Here is a 14,990-nt window from a genome sequence, read left to right on the forward strand (position 1 = left end):
GGTCAAACCCATGACGTATTCCATTGCCCTCAACTTTGAAGACGGAGTAACCCGTTTCATCGAATGCAAAGCGGGCGAGAAGGTGCTTGATGCTGCTTTTCGCCAGCGTATCAACCTGCCCATGGATTGCTCCGACGGTGTTTGCGGCACCTGCAAGTGTCGATGCGAGAGCGGTGCTTATGATCTTGGTGACGAGTACATCGAAGACGCTTTGAATGAGTCGGAAGTGCAGGAACGGCAGGTACTGACGTGCCAAATGGTGCCGGAGTCAGATTGCGTGATCGCCGTACCCGTCCCCTCCAGCGCCTGCAAGACCGGCACCAGTCAATTCACGGCCAGCGTCAGCCGGCTTACGCGCCATGCCGATGCCGCGCTGGAAGTCAGATTCGAACTGGACCAGCCGCCCGTTTTCCTGCCTGGGCAATATGTGAATATCGAAGTTCCGGGCAGCGGCCAGACGCGTTCGTATTCCTTCAGCAACCTGCCCGGCGAAAAGCACGCGAGCTTTTTGATCAAACACGTCCCCGGCGGGCTGATGAGCAGTTGGCTTGAGCGCGCCCAGACATCTGACAAAGTCGCCATGACCGGCCCCTTAGGGAGTTTTTATTTGCGAGAGGTCAGGCGGCCGTTATTGTTCCTGGCTGGCGGCACCGGCCTGGCGCCGTTCCTGTCGATGCTCGAAGTCCTTGTTGAGCGCAACGAAAAGCAAAAGGTGTCTCTGATCTACGGCGTGACCCGCGATCAGGATCTGGTAATGGTCGACGCTCTAAAAGCTTTCGCCGCACGGCTGTCCGGTTTCAGCTTCGTTACTTGCGTGGCGGATCCTGGAACCAGCCATCCCCGACAAGGCTACGTAACGCAACACATGGCAGCGGAAGTGCTCAATGGAGGCGACGTCGATGTTTACCTGTGCGGACCACCGCCGATGGTCGACGCGGTGCGCGAGTATTTCAGGGATCAGAGCGTCAGCCCGGCCAGCTTCCATTACGAGAAATTCACACCCAACGCAATCGTCACCGGCGACGCAGCCTGAGGGCACCGAAATGAACCCACGTTTCAATGACAAGGTTGCGCTGGTTACCGGCGCAGCCCAGGGCATCGGTCGGCGTGTTGCTGAGCGATTGCTGGAGGAGGGCGCCTTGCTTGTCGCCGTCGACCGCTCGGAGATCGTTCACGAAATGCAGCATGAGCGTGTGTTGACGTTGACCGCTGATCTTGAGCACCACGCGGAGTGCGCAAAGGTGATGGCCGCGACCAAAGAGCGTTTCGGACGCATAGATATCCTTATCAACAACGTCGGCGGGACCATCTGGGCCAAACCTTTCGAGCACTATGCCGAGGATGAGATCGAGGCTGAAATCCGCCGCTCTTTATTCCCCACGTTGTGGTGCTGCCACAGCGTATTGCCTTACATGCTCGAACAGCGCAGTGGTTCTATCGTCAACGTCTCCTCGATTGCCACACGCAGCGTAAACCGCGTGCCTTACGGCGCGGCCAAGGGTGGCGTCAATGCGCTCACCGCCTGCCTGGCTCTGGAGACCGCCGGCAGCGGAATTCGCGTCAACGCGACAGCGCCCGGCGGCACCGAAGCGCCGCCGCGACGGATCCCCCGCAATAGCCAACCGCAAAGCGAGCAGGAAAGTGTCTGGTATCAGCAGATCATCGAACAGACGATCGACAGCAGTTTGATGAAACGCTACGGCACCATAGATGAGCAGGCGGGCGCGATTCTTTTTCTGGCGTCAGATGAAGCTTCCTACATCACCGGCGTGACGCTGCCGGTGGGAGGTGGCGACCTAGGCTGACTCAACGGTAGTACCTGCGTATCTCACACACAACAAAAATAATGAGAGTAAATGCCATGCGGACCATCGACGTACATTCGATTATCGACGGCGCCCGTTTCGGGCCCTTCCACTGGCTAATCATGGGCTTGTGCGCCTTGATGTTGATCTTTGATGGCTATGACCTGTTCATCTACGGTGTGGTCTTGCCAGTCATCATGAAGGAGTGGGGGCTGACACCTCTACAGGCTGGCGCGCTGGGCAGTTATGCGTTGTTCGGCATGATGTTTGGCGCCCTGATATTCGGCAGTCTCGCCGATAGAATCGGCCGCAAAAAAGGCATCGCTATCTGTTTCGCTTTGTTCAGCGTGGCGACAGTTATCAATGGGTTTACCACTACGCCCAGCGAGTTCGGCGTTTGCCGTTTTATCGCCGGGCTTGGCTGCGGCGGACTAATGCCTAACGCGGTCGCATTGATGAACGAGTACGCCCCCAAACAAATGCGTAGCACCTTGGTCGCATTGATGTTCAGCGGCTATTCGCTCGGAGGTATGCTATCGGCCGGGGTTGGTATTTACATGCTGCCGCGCTTTGGCTGGCCGTCCATGTTTTTCGTCGCGACCCTTCCACTGCTGCTGCCGCTGATCCTTCACTACCTTCCGGAATCCGTCGGCTTTCTGATCAAACAAGGCCGTACCGAGCAGGCGCGGATGCTAATCAAGCGTCTGGCGCCTGAGACCGTGATCACTTCGCAAGACATCCTGTAGGTCGATGATGCCAAGGGCAAGAGCAAGGGTGCTTCAGTATTGGAGCTGTTCAGAGGAGGGCTAGGCGTAAGAACGCTATCAATCTGGGTAGCATTTTTTTGCTGTCTGCTGATGGTGTATGCGCTGAGCTCATGGCTACCCAAGCTCATGGCCGGCGCCGGTTACAGCTTGGGCTCAAGCCTTTCATTCTTGCTGGCCCTGAATTTCGGGGGCATGGCAGGCGCTATTTTGGGAGGCTGCCTTGGGGATCGTTTGAATCTGGTGAAAGTCATGATCGGATTCTTTCTTGCCGCCGCGTTATCTATCAGCTTGCTGGGTATCAAAAGCCCGATGCCCGTGCTTTACCTGCTCATATTCATCGCTGGCGCAACCACGATCGGTACCCAGATCCTCCTGTATGCCGGGACCGCGCAGCTATACGGCTTGAACATTCGCTCCACAGGCCTGGGATGGGCGTCAGGTATCGGCCGCAACGGCGCGATCGTTGGTCCGTTGCTGGGCGGTGCGCTGATGGGGATCGAGTTGCCGTTGCAACTGAACTTCCTGGCGTTCGCCATTCCTGGTGCGATCGCCGCTCTGGCGATGACTATGTTCGCCTTCAACGAATGTAGGACAGCACCAGACGCAATCCCTACGCCGCCAGCCCAGGCCTGATGTAAGCATCAAGCCCGGGCGTTCTAGTGCCGGGCTGATAGCTGTCGATAACAATAAATAAGAGCGACGACATGAATCAGCAGACCATACAGCGTCTATGGCTTTCAGTCCCGGGCGTTCCATTTGCCGCTTCAAGGATAGATAAGGGCTTTGTCGAGGAATCCACCGCCACCCAGCAGGCGCGTAACTATTATTTCAGTCGCGACTACTCCGAGATCAAAGGCACTAATCCGCAATCCAGAGCAGAGGAATGGGGACAGAGTTTTATTCTAACGTTATACAGCAGGGCCAGTAGGCTTTGGCGTTGATGCGCTCGGGATGGCGGGCTTGAAGCTCGACAGCAGCCCCGACCGGGTTAATACCGGTTTGTTGCCGATCAACAGCGATGGTCGTGCGGCCGATGATTACAGCCGTCTCGGGATAACTCTTAAAGCAAAGGTTTCAAAAACCGAACTCAAGGTTGGAGAGTTGCAGCCCAATCTTCCGGTGCTGACCTTCAGCGACATTCGTTTGCTGCCGCCGAGCTATCAGGGCGTGAGCGTAAGTTCCAGTGAGATAAGTGGCATTAACATGCAGGCAGGTCACCTGACCACGACCAGCCTGCGCAACGAAGCCGGGGACGAAAAAATGGTTGCCATGCTTGGGCATGTGCCGCAACGACAGGCCGACAGCGATGCTTTTGACTACCTTGGCGGCGAGTACAGCTTTAACAGGAAACAGACCAGCATCAACCTTTAGCACAGCCGGCTGACCGACATCTATTCGCAGACCTTCATTGGTCTCAAGCACAGTCAGCCACTTGGCGACTGGGTTCTAGGTGCCAGCCTCGGTTACTTCGACTCCAGCGAGAACGGGAGTGAAAAGCTGGGGAGGATTGATAACCAGGCATTCTTCTCACTGCTGTCGGCCAAGCGTGGAGGTCACACCTTGTACGCAGGCTACCAGGCAATTTACGGCGATAGTGCATTTCCAAGCGTATTCGCCAATATTACCCCGCTGGGTAACGAAGTGCCGACTTACGAGTTTGCATACACCGACGAGCGTTCCTGGCAGCCCGCTATGACTATGACTTTGCAGCGATGGGCATTGCTGGTCTCACAACGACGGTCCGTTATATCGCGGGCAACAATGTCACTACGGGTGCCGGTTACGAAGGTCGAGAACCCGAACGGGACCTGGACATTGGCTATGCATTTCGAAGCGGAACCTTGAGCGGACTGGGTGTACGGCTGCGAAACGTCATGGCGCGGTCGAACTATCGCAGCGACATCGATGAAAACAGGCTGATTCTGACCTACACCTGGTGGCTCCTGTGAGCCGGCCGGCTGGCCAATACCCGTCATGGCAGGTGCCTATGATCTGATACGTGGCATTAGCTTCTGCGACCATTTATTTACCTGGAGTTTTTGATCGACCGGGGCCAGAGCAGGTGCCTGCATCACCTGTTCTGGCCATTAGCCCTAGTCGAAGCTGTCCCTACCGTTCGGAGTGCTCTTTGTCCATCGTTTCATTGAGCAGCACTATGCTCGGCTGCGTAGACAGTGTGATGCCCAGTTCCCGCCGGCGACCCAGAATAGTAAACAGCAGGTCGCTTCTCGCTCCCCCCACAGAGCGTGGACTGTTAACGTAACCGCTGACGCTGATGATCAAACCTGAGTTGGTCAGGTCCTTGAACGAAACCGATGGAGGTGAAATGTCGAGGATGGCCTCGTGCTCGCTGAAGGCCTGAATCAGTAGTTCGCGTATCTTCAGTACATCTGTGTCCAGTGGAAGGGTCAATGTAACTCCGACGACCCCCAGCGCATTGCCATGGTGTGCCCGCAATGACCTTGAACAAGGTACGCGGATCGGGTTTGAAGGCAGCGCATCTCGCCGCCCAGGCTATCCGTTGCGGCGATGCGGACATCATCATAGCGGGCGGGCGGGCGGGAAAGCATGAGCCTGGCAGGGTATGTACTACCTGGGGCGCGTAACGCGTTCAATGACTATCACATGGGCGTAACGGCTGAAAACATGGTCGAGAAATATGGCTTTAGCCGAGAAGATCAGGACGCCTTCGCCGCCGCCTCCCAACACAAGGCTACTGAAGCAATCGAATCGCGGCGGTTTCGCAGCGAGATTGTCCCCGTCAGTGTGCCACAGCGTAAAGGCGACCCAGTGCAATTCATCGACGATAAGCAACCGCGTCCCGGCACTACGGTCGAGGCGCTAGCCAAACTCAAGCCTGCCTTCAAAAAGGAGGGCACTGTTACTGCAGGAAATGCCTCGTCCCTCAACGATGGCGCCGCGGCCGTCATGCTTATGAGCGCTGAGAGAACCGCTGCCCTGAGAGTCCCGGTGCTGCAGGCATAGCTGGCTACGCAAATGCCGGGGTAGACCCGGCTATGATGGGCATCGGGCCAGTAGCTGCGACGCGACGGTGCCTGGGCAAAGCGGGATGGGCGCTCCGCGATGTGGACTTGTTCGAGGCCAATGAAGCATTTGCCGCCCGAGCTTTAGCGGTCTCTGTAGAGCTAGGCTGGGACATGCAGAAGGTTAATGTAAATGGCGGTGCAATTGCTCTGGGCCACCCGATCGGTGCCTCTGGCTGTCGTGTACTGGTCACGCTCCTGCATGAAATGATCCGCCGGGACGTGAAAAAAGGCCTTGCAACGCTTTGTATTGGCGGCGGCCAAGGGGTGGCTTTAGCCATCGACCGGCCATAAGTCGGGGCTGCTTCTCTCTGGATTGCCAGGTTCGTGGTCATGGCTGATACGAAAGAGCTCAGCCCTGGCGGCGCTGACATGGCGCAACCGTCCTGATCCATAGGCTCTTGTTATGGGGCAGTGCGTAGTCAGTCACGCATGACTGGCCATTTGTACGTGATGCCTTGTGGGTATCGACATCCATACAAAATGTATTTCGACCTGTCGTGCAATTTTCTTATAGTTTCCAGGCGTACCAATAGTCCCAATACACGCTGAGGGTGCCGCCTTGGATGCCGCAATACCCCCCCGCGCGCTGATTGACCAGCGCCCGCTTGTCGCACTGCGAGTGCGTGTGCTTGCACTTTGCTTTTTTGTCGCACTATTCGATGGTTTCGACACCCCGGCCATCGCTTATACCGGCCCTGCTATGCTCGCGAATTTCTCTCTGGCCCCCACGGCGTTGGTTCCAAAAATGACAGCCGGGGTGATCGGTATGGCACTAGGCGCGATGCTCTTGGGCACGCTGGCAGACCGTTTCGGTCGTCGGCCGGTGGTAGTTGGAGCAGTCGTGTGGTTCAGTCTGACCATTCTGGTCACCGCTTGGACCTGCGACCTTAATCCATCCTCGTCCTACGTTTCATTGCCGGACTGGGCATGGGCGGAGCAACGCCGGTAATGCTTGCTCTTGTGAGCGAGTACGTACCTACTTGCCATCGAGGCGCCGCGCCGTCACCGGCATCCTGCTAGTCTTGCCCGCAGGGGCGATGCTTGGCGGCCTTCTTGCTTCGCGCGCGTTACCTCTTATCGGTTGGGAAGGAACTCTCATCGTCGGTGGGCTGACACCTGCAATGCTGGTTTAAGTCTTGCTGTTCGGATTACCCGAGTCGACGCAGTACCTGATCACTCGCAAGGGCGCCTCCCAAGCGGCCGACCAAGTTGGACGTCTTCTCGGCATTGAACGAGATTGCGCCGCCGCGCTTGTGGTTGACGAGCCTGTCGAGCGCGGCGCTGTCGGCGTGTTATTGGCGCCTACATTACGTCGAATCACCCTAGCGATCTGGGCGACGTACCTGTTCAATTGGGTAGCGTGGTTCATGTTGTTATCCTGGTTGCCGCCCGTGCTTAAACAACTGCGCCTGAGCGCTATCCAGGCCCCAATTGCTACGGTAACAGTGAACGCTGCCTTCATCGTTTTCGCCTTACCGCTGTCGATCCTCTTGCCCCGTGTGAGCCTGCGCCGGGTATTGTTGTGGCTACTGGCTGTCGGCATGGTGGCACGCCTTGGGCTGAGTTACGCGGGGAGTCACTGGCAACTGGTCTTTGTCTGCGTCGCTCTGGCTGGCGTGGGCGTAGGAGGGCAGCAGCTGGCGCTGAATTATCTGGTCGTTTCGGCGTACTCCACGGCACTGAGAGCAACTGCTACCGGCTGGGCGATCGGCATGGGCCGCGTGGGTGCCATCATGGGTTCACCTAGCAGTAGTCGTTGATCTGTTCGCCCGCAAAGTCGTGGGCTGGGGGTTTATCTGACCAACGATGCCAACTTGGTTAGCAAGGCGCTGAGAGATTCTCTGAGCGCCAGCGTATGGCCTCAGCGCTCTTTCATCGGCAGGCGCTTTACCGAATACGCCCGTTTCTCATCTTCTGAGTTGTAGTAGACGTTCTGCGTAGTACTGAGGCTGTTATGGCGCAGATCCACCTGGAGATCCTTCATGTCCCGATGCGGCGCATCGAAGGTCGCCGAGGTGTGCCGCAACCAGTGCAGTGAGGCGGCGCGCAAGCGGCCGACGTCTTCATCCGGCCAGCCTTCGTCCTGCATGCGTGCCAGTGCCCGATCGAACACTTCTTGAAGCAGCACACGAATATGCCGATCAGAGAGCCCGGCGCGGCCACGCTGAGTTGCGATCAGCGGCGTGGTTTCGCGGAAACCGGGCAGGGGAGCCAGTCCCTGATGCAGCCGCCAGCGCTTCAGATAATTCTCGACATAATCGTCGCGCACGCTGATCTTGCCGGCCTTGTTGCCTTTGCCCACCACGTGATACCACCAGTTGCCCGCGCTGTCCTTTCGCAAATCGCCCATTGTCGGTTGCCAGTTATCACGCCCGACAAGGTCGGAAACCCGTAAATACATAGCGAATATCGTTGCCACAATGAACAGCGTGCGTTCATATCGAGGGTCCTCAGCAGCCAGATTCTCTGCAGTCTCCAGCACAAAGTCCCACTGCAATGAAGTTAGAATCCGAGTGTCTTGGTCATCGGTGTTGCGCTGTTTGTACTTGCTCTTCTGCTTGACTGCCCGAAACGGATTTTGCTCACAGAATCCTTCGTCGATCGAATGCTGGAAGAAACTGCCGCACACCGCAAAGATCTGCGCGATGGAGCCTTGGGCAAGCTTGTAGGCGTCAGGCAGAGCGGGGCGGTTCCGCTCCTTGGCGCGCTTGCGTTCTTCCTTGGAGACTGTCTGATTGAACGGCCGCCAATCGGGGTTTACCACGTACGTATCGGTCGCGGTTTTCTTGCGCGCACCGACGCGGTTGAAGCGGGATTTGACCACTGGCCCGACCCAGACGGGATCCGGCGCCAGGCAGAATTCCATGAAGCTTTCAGCATGTGTGCGTCGCATTTCCAGCAAAGGGATTCGCGCCTTGAGCAGCGTCCACAGCAGCAGGCGCTCGACGTGGGTACGATAAGAGTTGAACGTAGCCTCGTTGCCCGCGTAAGACTTCAGGAAACTGCGAACGGAGCGGTAGCCGTCGAGCGCCTGGATGTGCTCTGGAAACTGCCCGAGATACTGGGTGACGGCAGAACTTTCTTCTTTTAGAGAACTGAAATTGAGCTCGCCAAATCGCGCATAGGTTTCAAACAGCGGATGTGGCATGGAAGGCACAAGCATAAAATTAGTTTGAGCAGGCAGATGAAAGGACTGACATGATCCTAGCAAACACCGGGCTATGCAATATCCGGGTCTGGGGATTATCGGATATTGCACAGATCAAATCGCCCTCCTAGAGATCCTGCACATTGATCGGCTCTACTTTGCCGGCCAAGCACGCCGACGCTTTCATCCGACTGACCATTCCCCACTTTGCATCACGTATTTCCCGGTGGGGGATACCCCGCGGCGGCGGTGGATGAGCATCCCGGAGAGCCGGTCATCGCCCACTTAGACTGCGATCTGGTTGATCTGTGGGTTGGACGATGTATGGATTACCACACGTTAGTGACACCATCGGCAAACTTGGAATGCGCCAGCATCGCAACCTCGAGACTACTGGCCAGATTGAGCTTGGGGGCGACAGGGGGCGTTTGCACGTAGCGGCGATGCGATTGAGATTTCGATAGGCGCCACCGCGGCACGCTGTAGTAAATCGCGGTGGATTAAGCCGCACAGATGCATATTGGCTGCAGAGATCAGAGTAATTAGTCCACGAATTAATGACCAAATGGGCAAATCACCGTCAAACCGTTTGCCTTTGGTATCGGCTGGCAGCTTCAGGAAACGCCAGGAAAACCTTGTTAAACAGGAAGTTCCTGCTATGCAGGGTAAGAGTCATGGTCACTATTCGGTGGCCTTGGCAGAGCGCCATGATCGTTATTCAATGGAATTCTCCTCAAATTAGGCGCTTTTTCCGGTGATAAACGACCGTGGCGCTAACCTGAGCCCGAACGGTTTGCTTCAGAAACGAGGTTTCACAGATTCAGACGTGGAATGTAAGCCAGAGGAATCAACGGGTTTACGTTGAAAATGGTGAAGCGCCATGGTTATTAATCGCTGGAGTTCACCGGGGCTTGGATCGTTAATCGGTGGAAAAGCCCTGCATTAGGGAATTCACCGACATCCGAGCACAGGATTCCGGCGATTAACGCCCAAATCTGGAATACGCATTTTTGCACAAGCTGTATTTGTCTAGCAGAATCAACGGCTTATTACCTGACGGCAGCTGTCCATTAATAAATGACCGGCGACAGCATGTGCAGGCAGGAGCCTTTTCCTGCTGAAGTGCGCTGAGCACTGGTCCAGATTACGTAACACTTTGTTACGCATAATGTATATTATGTTAAACGAAAGGTCATGTCATAAATGTTCATGAGCTGTCTAAGCCACTGATTCGACAAATCCGTTTCTGACGTCCACTCTTTCAACGGGCCATATCCTTCGTGTTCATGGTGAGTCATTCAATGTGGTGGCTGCCGATGAAGCTGATTCAGTGCCGTTTCTCTTCAGGTCAGCGTGTTCCGCTGCTCGTGCACGCTGGTAACGCGGAGCCGTTGCCCATACTCGTTCCGTTCATCTACGTCCAACTCAAGCTAATGATCGCGAACATGATCCAGGCGACCCACGGGCTGAGGAGCCTGCGCTCAAAACACACGGACGGACCGTAGGTATTTCCTCGCAGTTGTATGAGGTCTATGAGCGCTATATCCAAGACGAACGGCGCCCGCTGCGTAGCGGCAAACCAATGAAACTGCGGTACCGCTATTTGTTCATCTCGGATCGAGGCCGCCCACTGTCGATCCGCGCTTTGTCTAACGTCCTTGATCGGTTGTTTCTGACTATTGAACTGGCTCATCCGGGGTTGTTGCCTACACTTTCCGCGCATGACTTTCGCCACACCTTTGCCGACCAGTTTTTGGCTTACCTGGTCGAGAAGCGTGGGTATGACCTCGAGCGGGCCACTGACGAACTCCGGCGAGTATGCGGTTGGTCCGACACTTCGACGATGCCGCGCCGTTATGCAATGTGTGGAGATTACCTCTATCGAGCTTGGACTTGCAGTAACCGGCGTGACGCTCATGGGAATGCCATGCGTTGCTCCGCCTTTCACCCTCTTGAATCAAAACAGCCTAGCCGCCCGACGGATAAAACACCGATCTCATTAGTGGAGCTCATAATCAGATGGCGTAATGGCTTGCGAGAGTTCAAGCAAATCGCCAGACCGTCCCGCCCTGTTCCGATCCAAGCGTAGCCCACCTAAGTCATCACACCAGTCGTGGCATTGGATCCAGTGCGCTATGATCGCCTGCAATTAACCAAGGCTGCTCAGGGAGCGGCAGGCCGGAGAAACATGCACATTTCCAAACTAACCCTGATCAACTACAGGAACTTCAAGAGCACGTCTCTCCGGTTTCACAAGGGAGTGAACACCATCATCGGAGAGAACGGCTCCGGTAAGTCGAACATCCTGCGGGCAATTCGCCTTCTGCTCGACGATACGATGGTGCGGGCTGCCTACCGCCTGGAAGAGTCTGATTTCAGCCGCTCACTCGGCCAATGGCAGGGCCACTGGATCATCATTAGTGTGGAGTTTGAGGAGATCAGCACCGACGAATCCGTGCAGGCGCTGTTCCTCCACGGTGCAGCAGTGCTGGACGAGCCCATCGTTCGTAAGGCGACCTACAACCTTATCTTCCGCCCGAAGAAAGAAATTCGATCGAAGTTCGCTGCGCTCAATGTCTGGGATGAAGACGAGCTAGCGCAAATCCGCAGTACGATTACGATCAACGACTACGAAACGATTTTCACGGGACGAAGCGAGGCCGACTTCAGCGACCCAAAAGTCTACAAAGAACTCGTTGGCGATTTCGAGCTGTGTGACTTCTCATCAGAAACGGAGTTTCCGGAAATCGGGTCGAAGGTACCCGGCTTTCTCTCCGTTACCAAAGAGGTATCTCTGACCTTTATCCAGGCTTTGCGCGACGTCGTTTCGGAATTCCACAACAACCGTACGAACCCGTTGCTTACCCTGCTCAAGAGCAAGAGTGGGCAGATCAACCCCGCCTCGATGGAGTCCATCACCGAGATGGTCCGCGAACTCAACACTTCCATCGAGGATCTGGAGGATGTTCAGTCGGTTCGTAATCATATTCGCGAGACCATCAAGGACGCCGCGGGTGAAACCTACTCGCCAGCGTCACTCTCGATCAAATCCGACCTACCGGAAGAAGCCGATAAGCTTTTCCAGTCTCTTCGGCTTTTCGTGGGCGAATCAGAAGAGGGGTATGAAGGCGCGATTCATGAGTTGAGCCTGGGCGGGGCCAACCTCATCTACCTGACGCTCAAGCTGCTCGAGTTCAAATACCAGCGCGAAAAGATGGCCATGGCCAATTTCCTCCTGATCGAGGAGCCAGAAGCGCACATCCATACCCACATCCAGAAAACTCTGTTCGACCGCATCGCGTACAGCGACGCACAGATCATCTACACCACCCACTCCACTCACATCTCCGAAGTGAGCAATGTCAGCAACGTCAACATCTTAGGACGTCACGGTGCGCTCTGTGAGGCCTACCAGCCTGCCAAAGGCCTGGAGCCCGCCCAGATCAACAGCATCCAGCGCTACCTGGATGCGGTGCGTAGCAACCTGCTATTCGCCAAAAGCGTGATACTCGTCGAAGGTGATGTGGAGGAAATTCTGATACCAATCCTCGTTAAGCAAGTGCTGGGGGTAAGCGTTGACGAGTTGGGCATCAGCGTCATCAACATTCGTAGTACAGGCTTCAAAAACGTAGCCGTCCTGTTCCACAACCTGCGTATCCGAAAGCGATGCGCCATCGTCACGGACCTGGACCAGGCGTTCTTCGACATCACCATTCAGGCAACTGATACAGATGCCATGACGAAGAGAAAAACCAAAGCCGCCGGGTCACAGAAAGCCGGTTTAGAACGGCAGGCCGATTTGACGGCATTCACTGCGGGAAATCCATGGCTCGAAACCTTCTACGCCAAACACACCTTCGAGGTCGACTTTGTCGCTGCCGGCAACCATGAAGCCGTCGTTCAAACTCTTCCAGAAGTCTACAAGGACGATGACACCAGGGCGCTAGCGAAGCAGCAGCTCCAATCGGGGCATTTGAGCAAAATGGGCAGCCGGACGTTGACGATGGCCAAACAGGAGGGCAAAGGATGGTTCGCTCTCTTGCTCGCTGAATACATTACTCCCGAAGTCCAGATCCCGGGCTACATCCTGAAAGCCATTCATTTCGCACATGGCACGTTCCCCCTCCCCCTTCTCGCCCGAGTCTTCCAATATCGCGCGGAATGCCGCTTCAGATCCAACCCAGTGGATCCTTCGATGAAAAAGGCATTTCTGTATGACGTGGATAGCTTTGTACACGGGCATATAGACTTGGAAACACTCAAAGCGTCGATCGACCTCATGCTACCTGGGGATGCCGTCAACGACTTCTTTGCGGAAATGCAGTGATGCTCACTTGGGATCCGAAGGACCTCAATCCTGAGCAGGCGGCGGCTGTGATCGAGCCGTCGAGCATCTTCCTGATTGCATGCCCTGGCAGCGGTAAAACACGCACCCTGACCTACAAGATTGCCTACGAGCTATCACGCCGTACTGACAAGCGCATCGTTGTAGCCATTACCTACACCCATCGCGCCGCCGATGAGATTCAAGAACGTATCGAGGACCTGGGAGTCGACACCTCGGGCCTATGGATCGGTACGATCCATGCCTTCTGCCTTGAGTGGATCCTCAAACCATACGGCATCTATTCATCCGACCTGGCTCAGGGTTATCGCGTGATCGACACGCATGATCGCGAGCGTCTACTGGAGAGGCTATGCGCACCATATAAAGGTGTCACTCACTGGGATTGCGATTATTACGTCACCGAGACGGGCTATCAGCTTGGCTGTCCAGACAGTCGAAAGCACCCTACGATTCAACAGGTCCTGACTGCATACTTCGATGAGCTTTCATCGAATCGACAGATCGACTTCGAACTGATTCTTTGGCACGCCTACACCTTGGTGCGGGACAGAGCCCACATCGCAGTTCTGCTGTCACGAGTGTTTTCCCACATCCTCGTGGATGAGTATCAGGACACCAAACAGATCCAGTACAGTCTCGTGACGTCCATTCTTCGTGCAGGCTGCGGACAGACTAAGACGCTCATCGTAGGCGATCCGAATCAGGCCATCTACGGCACACTGGGTGGCTACGCGATGCCGGTGGAGGAGTTCCGCACCCGAGCCGGGATCCCGATCAAGGAGTTGGCTCTCAGCCTCAATTACCGGTCCAGCAATCGAATCATCAACTACTTTTCGAACTACAAGGTGCATGAGACAAGTATCAACGGCGCAGGCAAACATGCCACGTTTCCCAGTCAGGTGACCTACAATCAGGATGCGACACGAAGCGACGTGCATGACGAGATTGTCAGGTTGATTCAGGCAAGCCTCTCCGACGGCAACACACCCGAAAATATTTGCGTTCTCGCTCCACAGTGGGTCTTGCTGGCCTCAACGACGCGCAAACTGGCGGCGATGCTACCCGACCAGCAATTTGACGGCCCAGGTCTTGTCCCTTTTAGCAACAACATCGATAACTTCTGGTTCAAGCTCTCCAAGATCGTGCTGACGGAGTCCTCCCCGAGGCTGCTGATTAGGCGAATGCGTTGGGCAAGCGAAGTAATCAAAGACCTCGATAGCTTGGGCGTCGACACCACACGGCTAACACCACGCGCCTTGCTGCGGGAAAGCAATGCGCTCAGAGTTGACGAAACGGATGGACTCCGCTATCTGGACCAGGCTTTCACTGATCTGCTCAAAAGACTCGATATTTCCCAGGACGTCTTTCCAGCACTCTCGACTCACCGAGAGGCATTTTTCGGCAGCTCGGCCGCGAGAATAGAGAGGCTGCAGAAGGACGGAGCGAGCTACATCAATCACGTTTCATTCTTCAAGAAAGTGTTTCGTGAACGAACTGGCATTACGGTTTCCACCATCCATGGTGTCAAAGGCGCCGAGTTCGACATTGTCATCGCGTTTGGACTGCTGGAAGGTATGGTGCCGCACTTCAATGACCCGAATGGACAAGTTGCGGCGAACAAGCTCCTGTATGTATTGAGTTCTCGCGCCCGTAAGCACCTGCATCTGATCTCGGAAAAGGGACGAAGCAGAGGACGTTATGGTGAGTATAGTCCGACCGAATCACTCACTGCTTGCCGCTTTGACTACGACCCTCATTAAGATCCTCTGCCGCAGTGTCCAATTGGGGCACCAGCAGTGAGGAACCGTGCGGTGTCAAAGGCTTAACAGGCGGTTGGACGATCACTCTCGTCGAGCGACGGGGCGCTCTTCTGAT

Annotated in this window: 7 protein-coding genes and 5 pseudogenes; 10 read left to right on the forward strand and 2 right to left on the reverse strand. The window is 55.7% G+C overall.

Annotated elements, in window-relative coordinates; all coding sequences use genetic code 11:
- Positions 1-10: 10 nt before the first annotated feature.
- From benC to KBY02_RS06630, 4 genes and pseudogenes are all read left to right on the forward strand, one after another.
- A complete protein-coding gene (benC, locus tag KBY02_RS06615; protein WP_024642954.1) occupies positions 11-1,033 on the forward strand; it encodes a benzoate 1,2-dioxygenase electron transfer component BenC in 1,023 nt (340 codons plus the stop codon).
- A 10-nt stretch (positions 1,034-1,043) separates the two neighbouring features.
- Positions 1,044-1,805, forward strand: coding sequence for a 1,6-dihydroxycyclohexa-2,4-diene-1-carboxylate dehydrogenase (locus tag KBY02_RS06620; protein ID WP_024642953.1), 762 nt, complete (start codon positions 1,044-1,046; stop codon positions 1,803-1,805).
- A gap of 56 nt (positions 1,806-1,861) precedes the next feature.
- Positions 1,862-3,205: pseudogene (locus KBY02_RS06625) on the forward strand (MFS transporter).
- A gap of 71 nt (positions 3,206-3,276) precedes the next feature.
- A pseudogene (locus KBY02_RS06630) lies at positions 3,277-4,521 on the forward strand (OprD family porin).
- A gap of 160 nt (positions 4,522-4,681) precedes the next feature.
- Here the strand turns inward: KBY02_RS06630 and KBY02_RS06635 are convergent.
- Positions 4,682-5,014 (reverse strand): annotated as a pseudogene (locus KBY02_RS06635) (DUF3772 domain-containing protein); the annotation flags it as partial.
- A 2-nt stretch (positions 5,015-5,016) separates the two neighbouring features.
- Here KBY02_RS06635 and KBY02_RS06640 point away from each other — a divergent pair.
- From KBY02_RS06640 to KBY02_RS26410, 3 genes and pseudogenes are all read left to right on the forward strand, one after another.
- Positions 5,017-5,910 (forward strand): annotated as a pseudogene (locus KBY02_RS06640) (acetyl-CoA C-acyltransferase); the annotation flags it as partial.
- 268 nt (positions 5,911-6,178) lie between these two features.
- A complete protein-coding gene (locus KBY02_RS06645) occupies positions 6,179-6,568 on the forward strand; it encodes an MFS transporter (protein ID WP_050586788.1) in 390 nt (129 codons plus the stop codon).
- Between the two features lie 418 nt (positions 6,569-6,986).
- A complete protein-coding gene (locus tag KBY02_RS26410; protein ID WP_370737600.1) occupies positions 6,987-7,379 on the forward strand; it encodes an MFS transporter in 393 nt (130 codons plus the stop codon).
- Between the two features lie 101 nt (positions 7,380-7,480).
- On the opposite strand, the gene KBY02_RS06655 is transcribed toward KBY02_RS26410, so the two are convergent.
- Positions 7,481-8,776 (reverse strand): tyrosine-type recombinase/integrase, encoded by a 1,296-nt coding sequence (locus KBY02_RS06655; RefSeq protein WP_024642949.1) that lies wholly within the window; start codon positions 8,774-8,776, stop codon positions 7,481-7,483.
- A gap of 1,495 nt (positions 8,777-10,271) precedes the next feature.
- On the opposite strand from KBY02_RS06655, the pseudogene KBY02_RS06660 reads away from it, so the two are divergent.
- From KBY02_RS06660 to KBY02_RS06670, 3 genes and pseudogenes are all read left to right on the forward strand, one after another.
- Positions 10,272-10,856, forward strand: a pseudogene (locus tag KBY02_RS06660) (site-specific integrase); the annotation flags it as partial.
- Positions 10,857-10,955: 99 nt separating this feature from the next.
- The gene (locus KBY02_RS06665; protein WP_116893647.1) at positions 10,956-13,094 is read left to right on the forward strand and encodes an AAA family ATPase; all 2,139 of its coding nucleotides are present in this window, start codon (positions 10,956-10,958) and stop codon (positions 13,092-13,094) included.
- Positions 13,094-14,875: a UvrD-helicase domain-containing protein gene (locus KBY02_RS06670; RefSeq protein ID WP_116893648.1), complete on the forward strand. Its 1,782-nt coding sequence runs from the start codon at positions 13,094-13,096 to the stop codon at positions 14,873-14,875. The genes KBY02_RS06665 and KBY02_RS06670 overlap by 1 nt, the downstream gene beginning before the upstream one ends.
- The last annotated feature ends 115 nt before the right edge of the window (positions 14,876-14,990 follow it).

The sequence above is a fragment of the Pseudomonas sp. P129 genome (genome assembly GCF_020312195.1).
In the GTDB taxonomy this organism is placed as follows: domain Bacteria; phylum Pseudomonadota; class Gammaproteobacteria; order Pseudomonadales; family Pseudomonadaceae; genus Aquipseudomonas; species Aquipseudomonas fragariae.

Excerpts from the sequence above, each read along its gene's own strand:
- KBY02_RS26410 (WP_370737600.1), top strand. The coding sequence starts at position 6,987 with ATGTTGTTATCCTGGTTGCCGCCCGTGCTTAAACAACTGCGCCTGAGC.
- benC (WP_024642954.1), top strand. The coding sequence starts at position 11 with ATGACGTATTCCATTGCCCTCAACTTTGAAGACGGAGTAACCCGTTTC.
- KBY02_RS06620 (WP_024642953.1), top strand. The coding sequence starts at position 1,044 with ATGAACCCACGTTTCAATGACAAGGTTGCGCTGGTTACCGGCGCAGCC.
- KBY02_RS06665 (WP_116893647.1), top strand. The coding sequence starts at position 10,956 with ATGCACATTTCCAAACTAACCCTGATCAACTACAGGAACTTCAAGAGC.
- KBY02_RS06670 (WP_116893648.1), top strand. The coding sequence starts at position 13,094 with ATGCTCACTTGGGATCCGAAGGACCTCAATCCTGAGCAGGCGGCGGCT.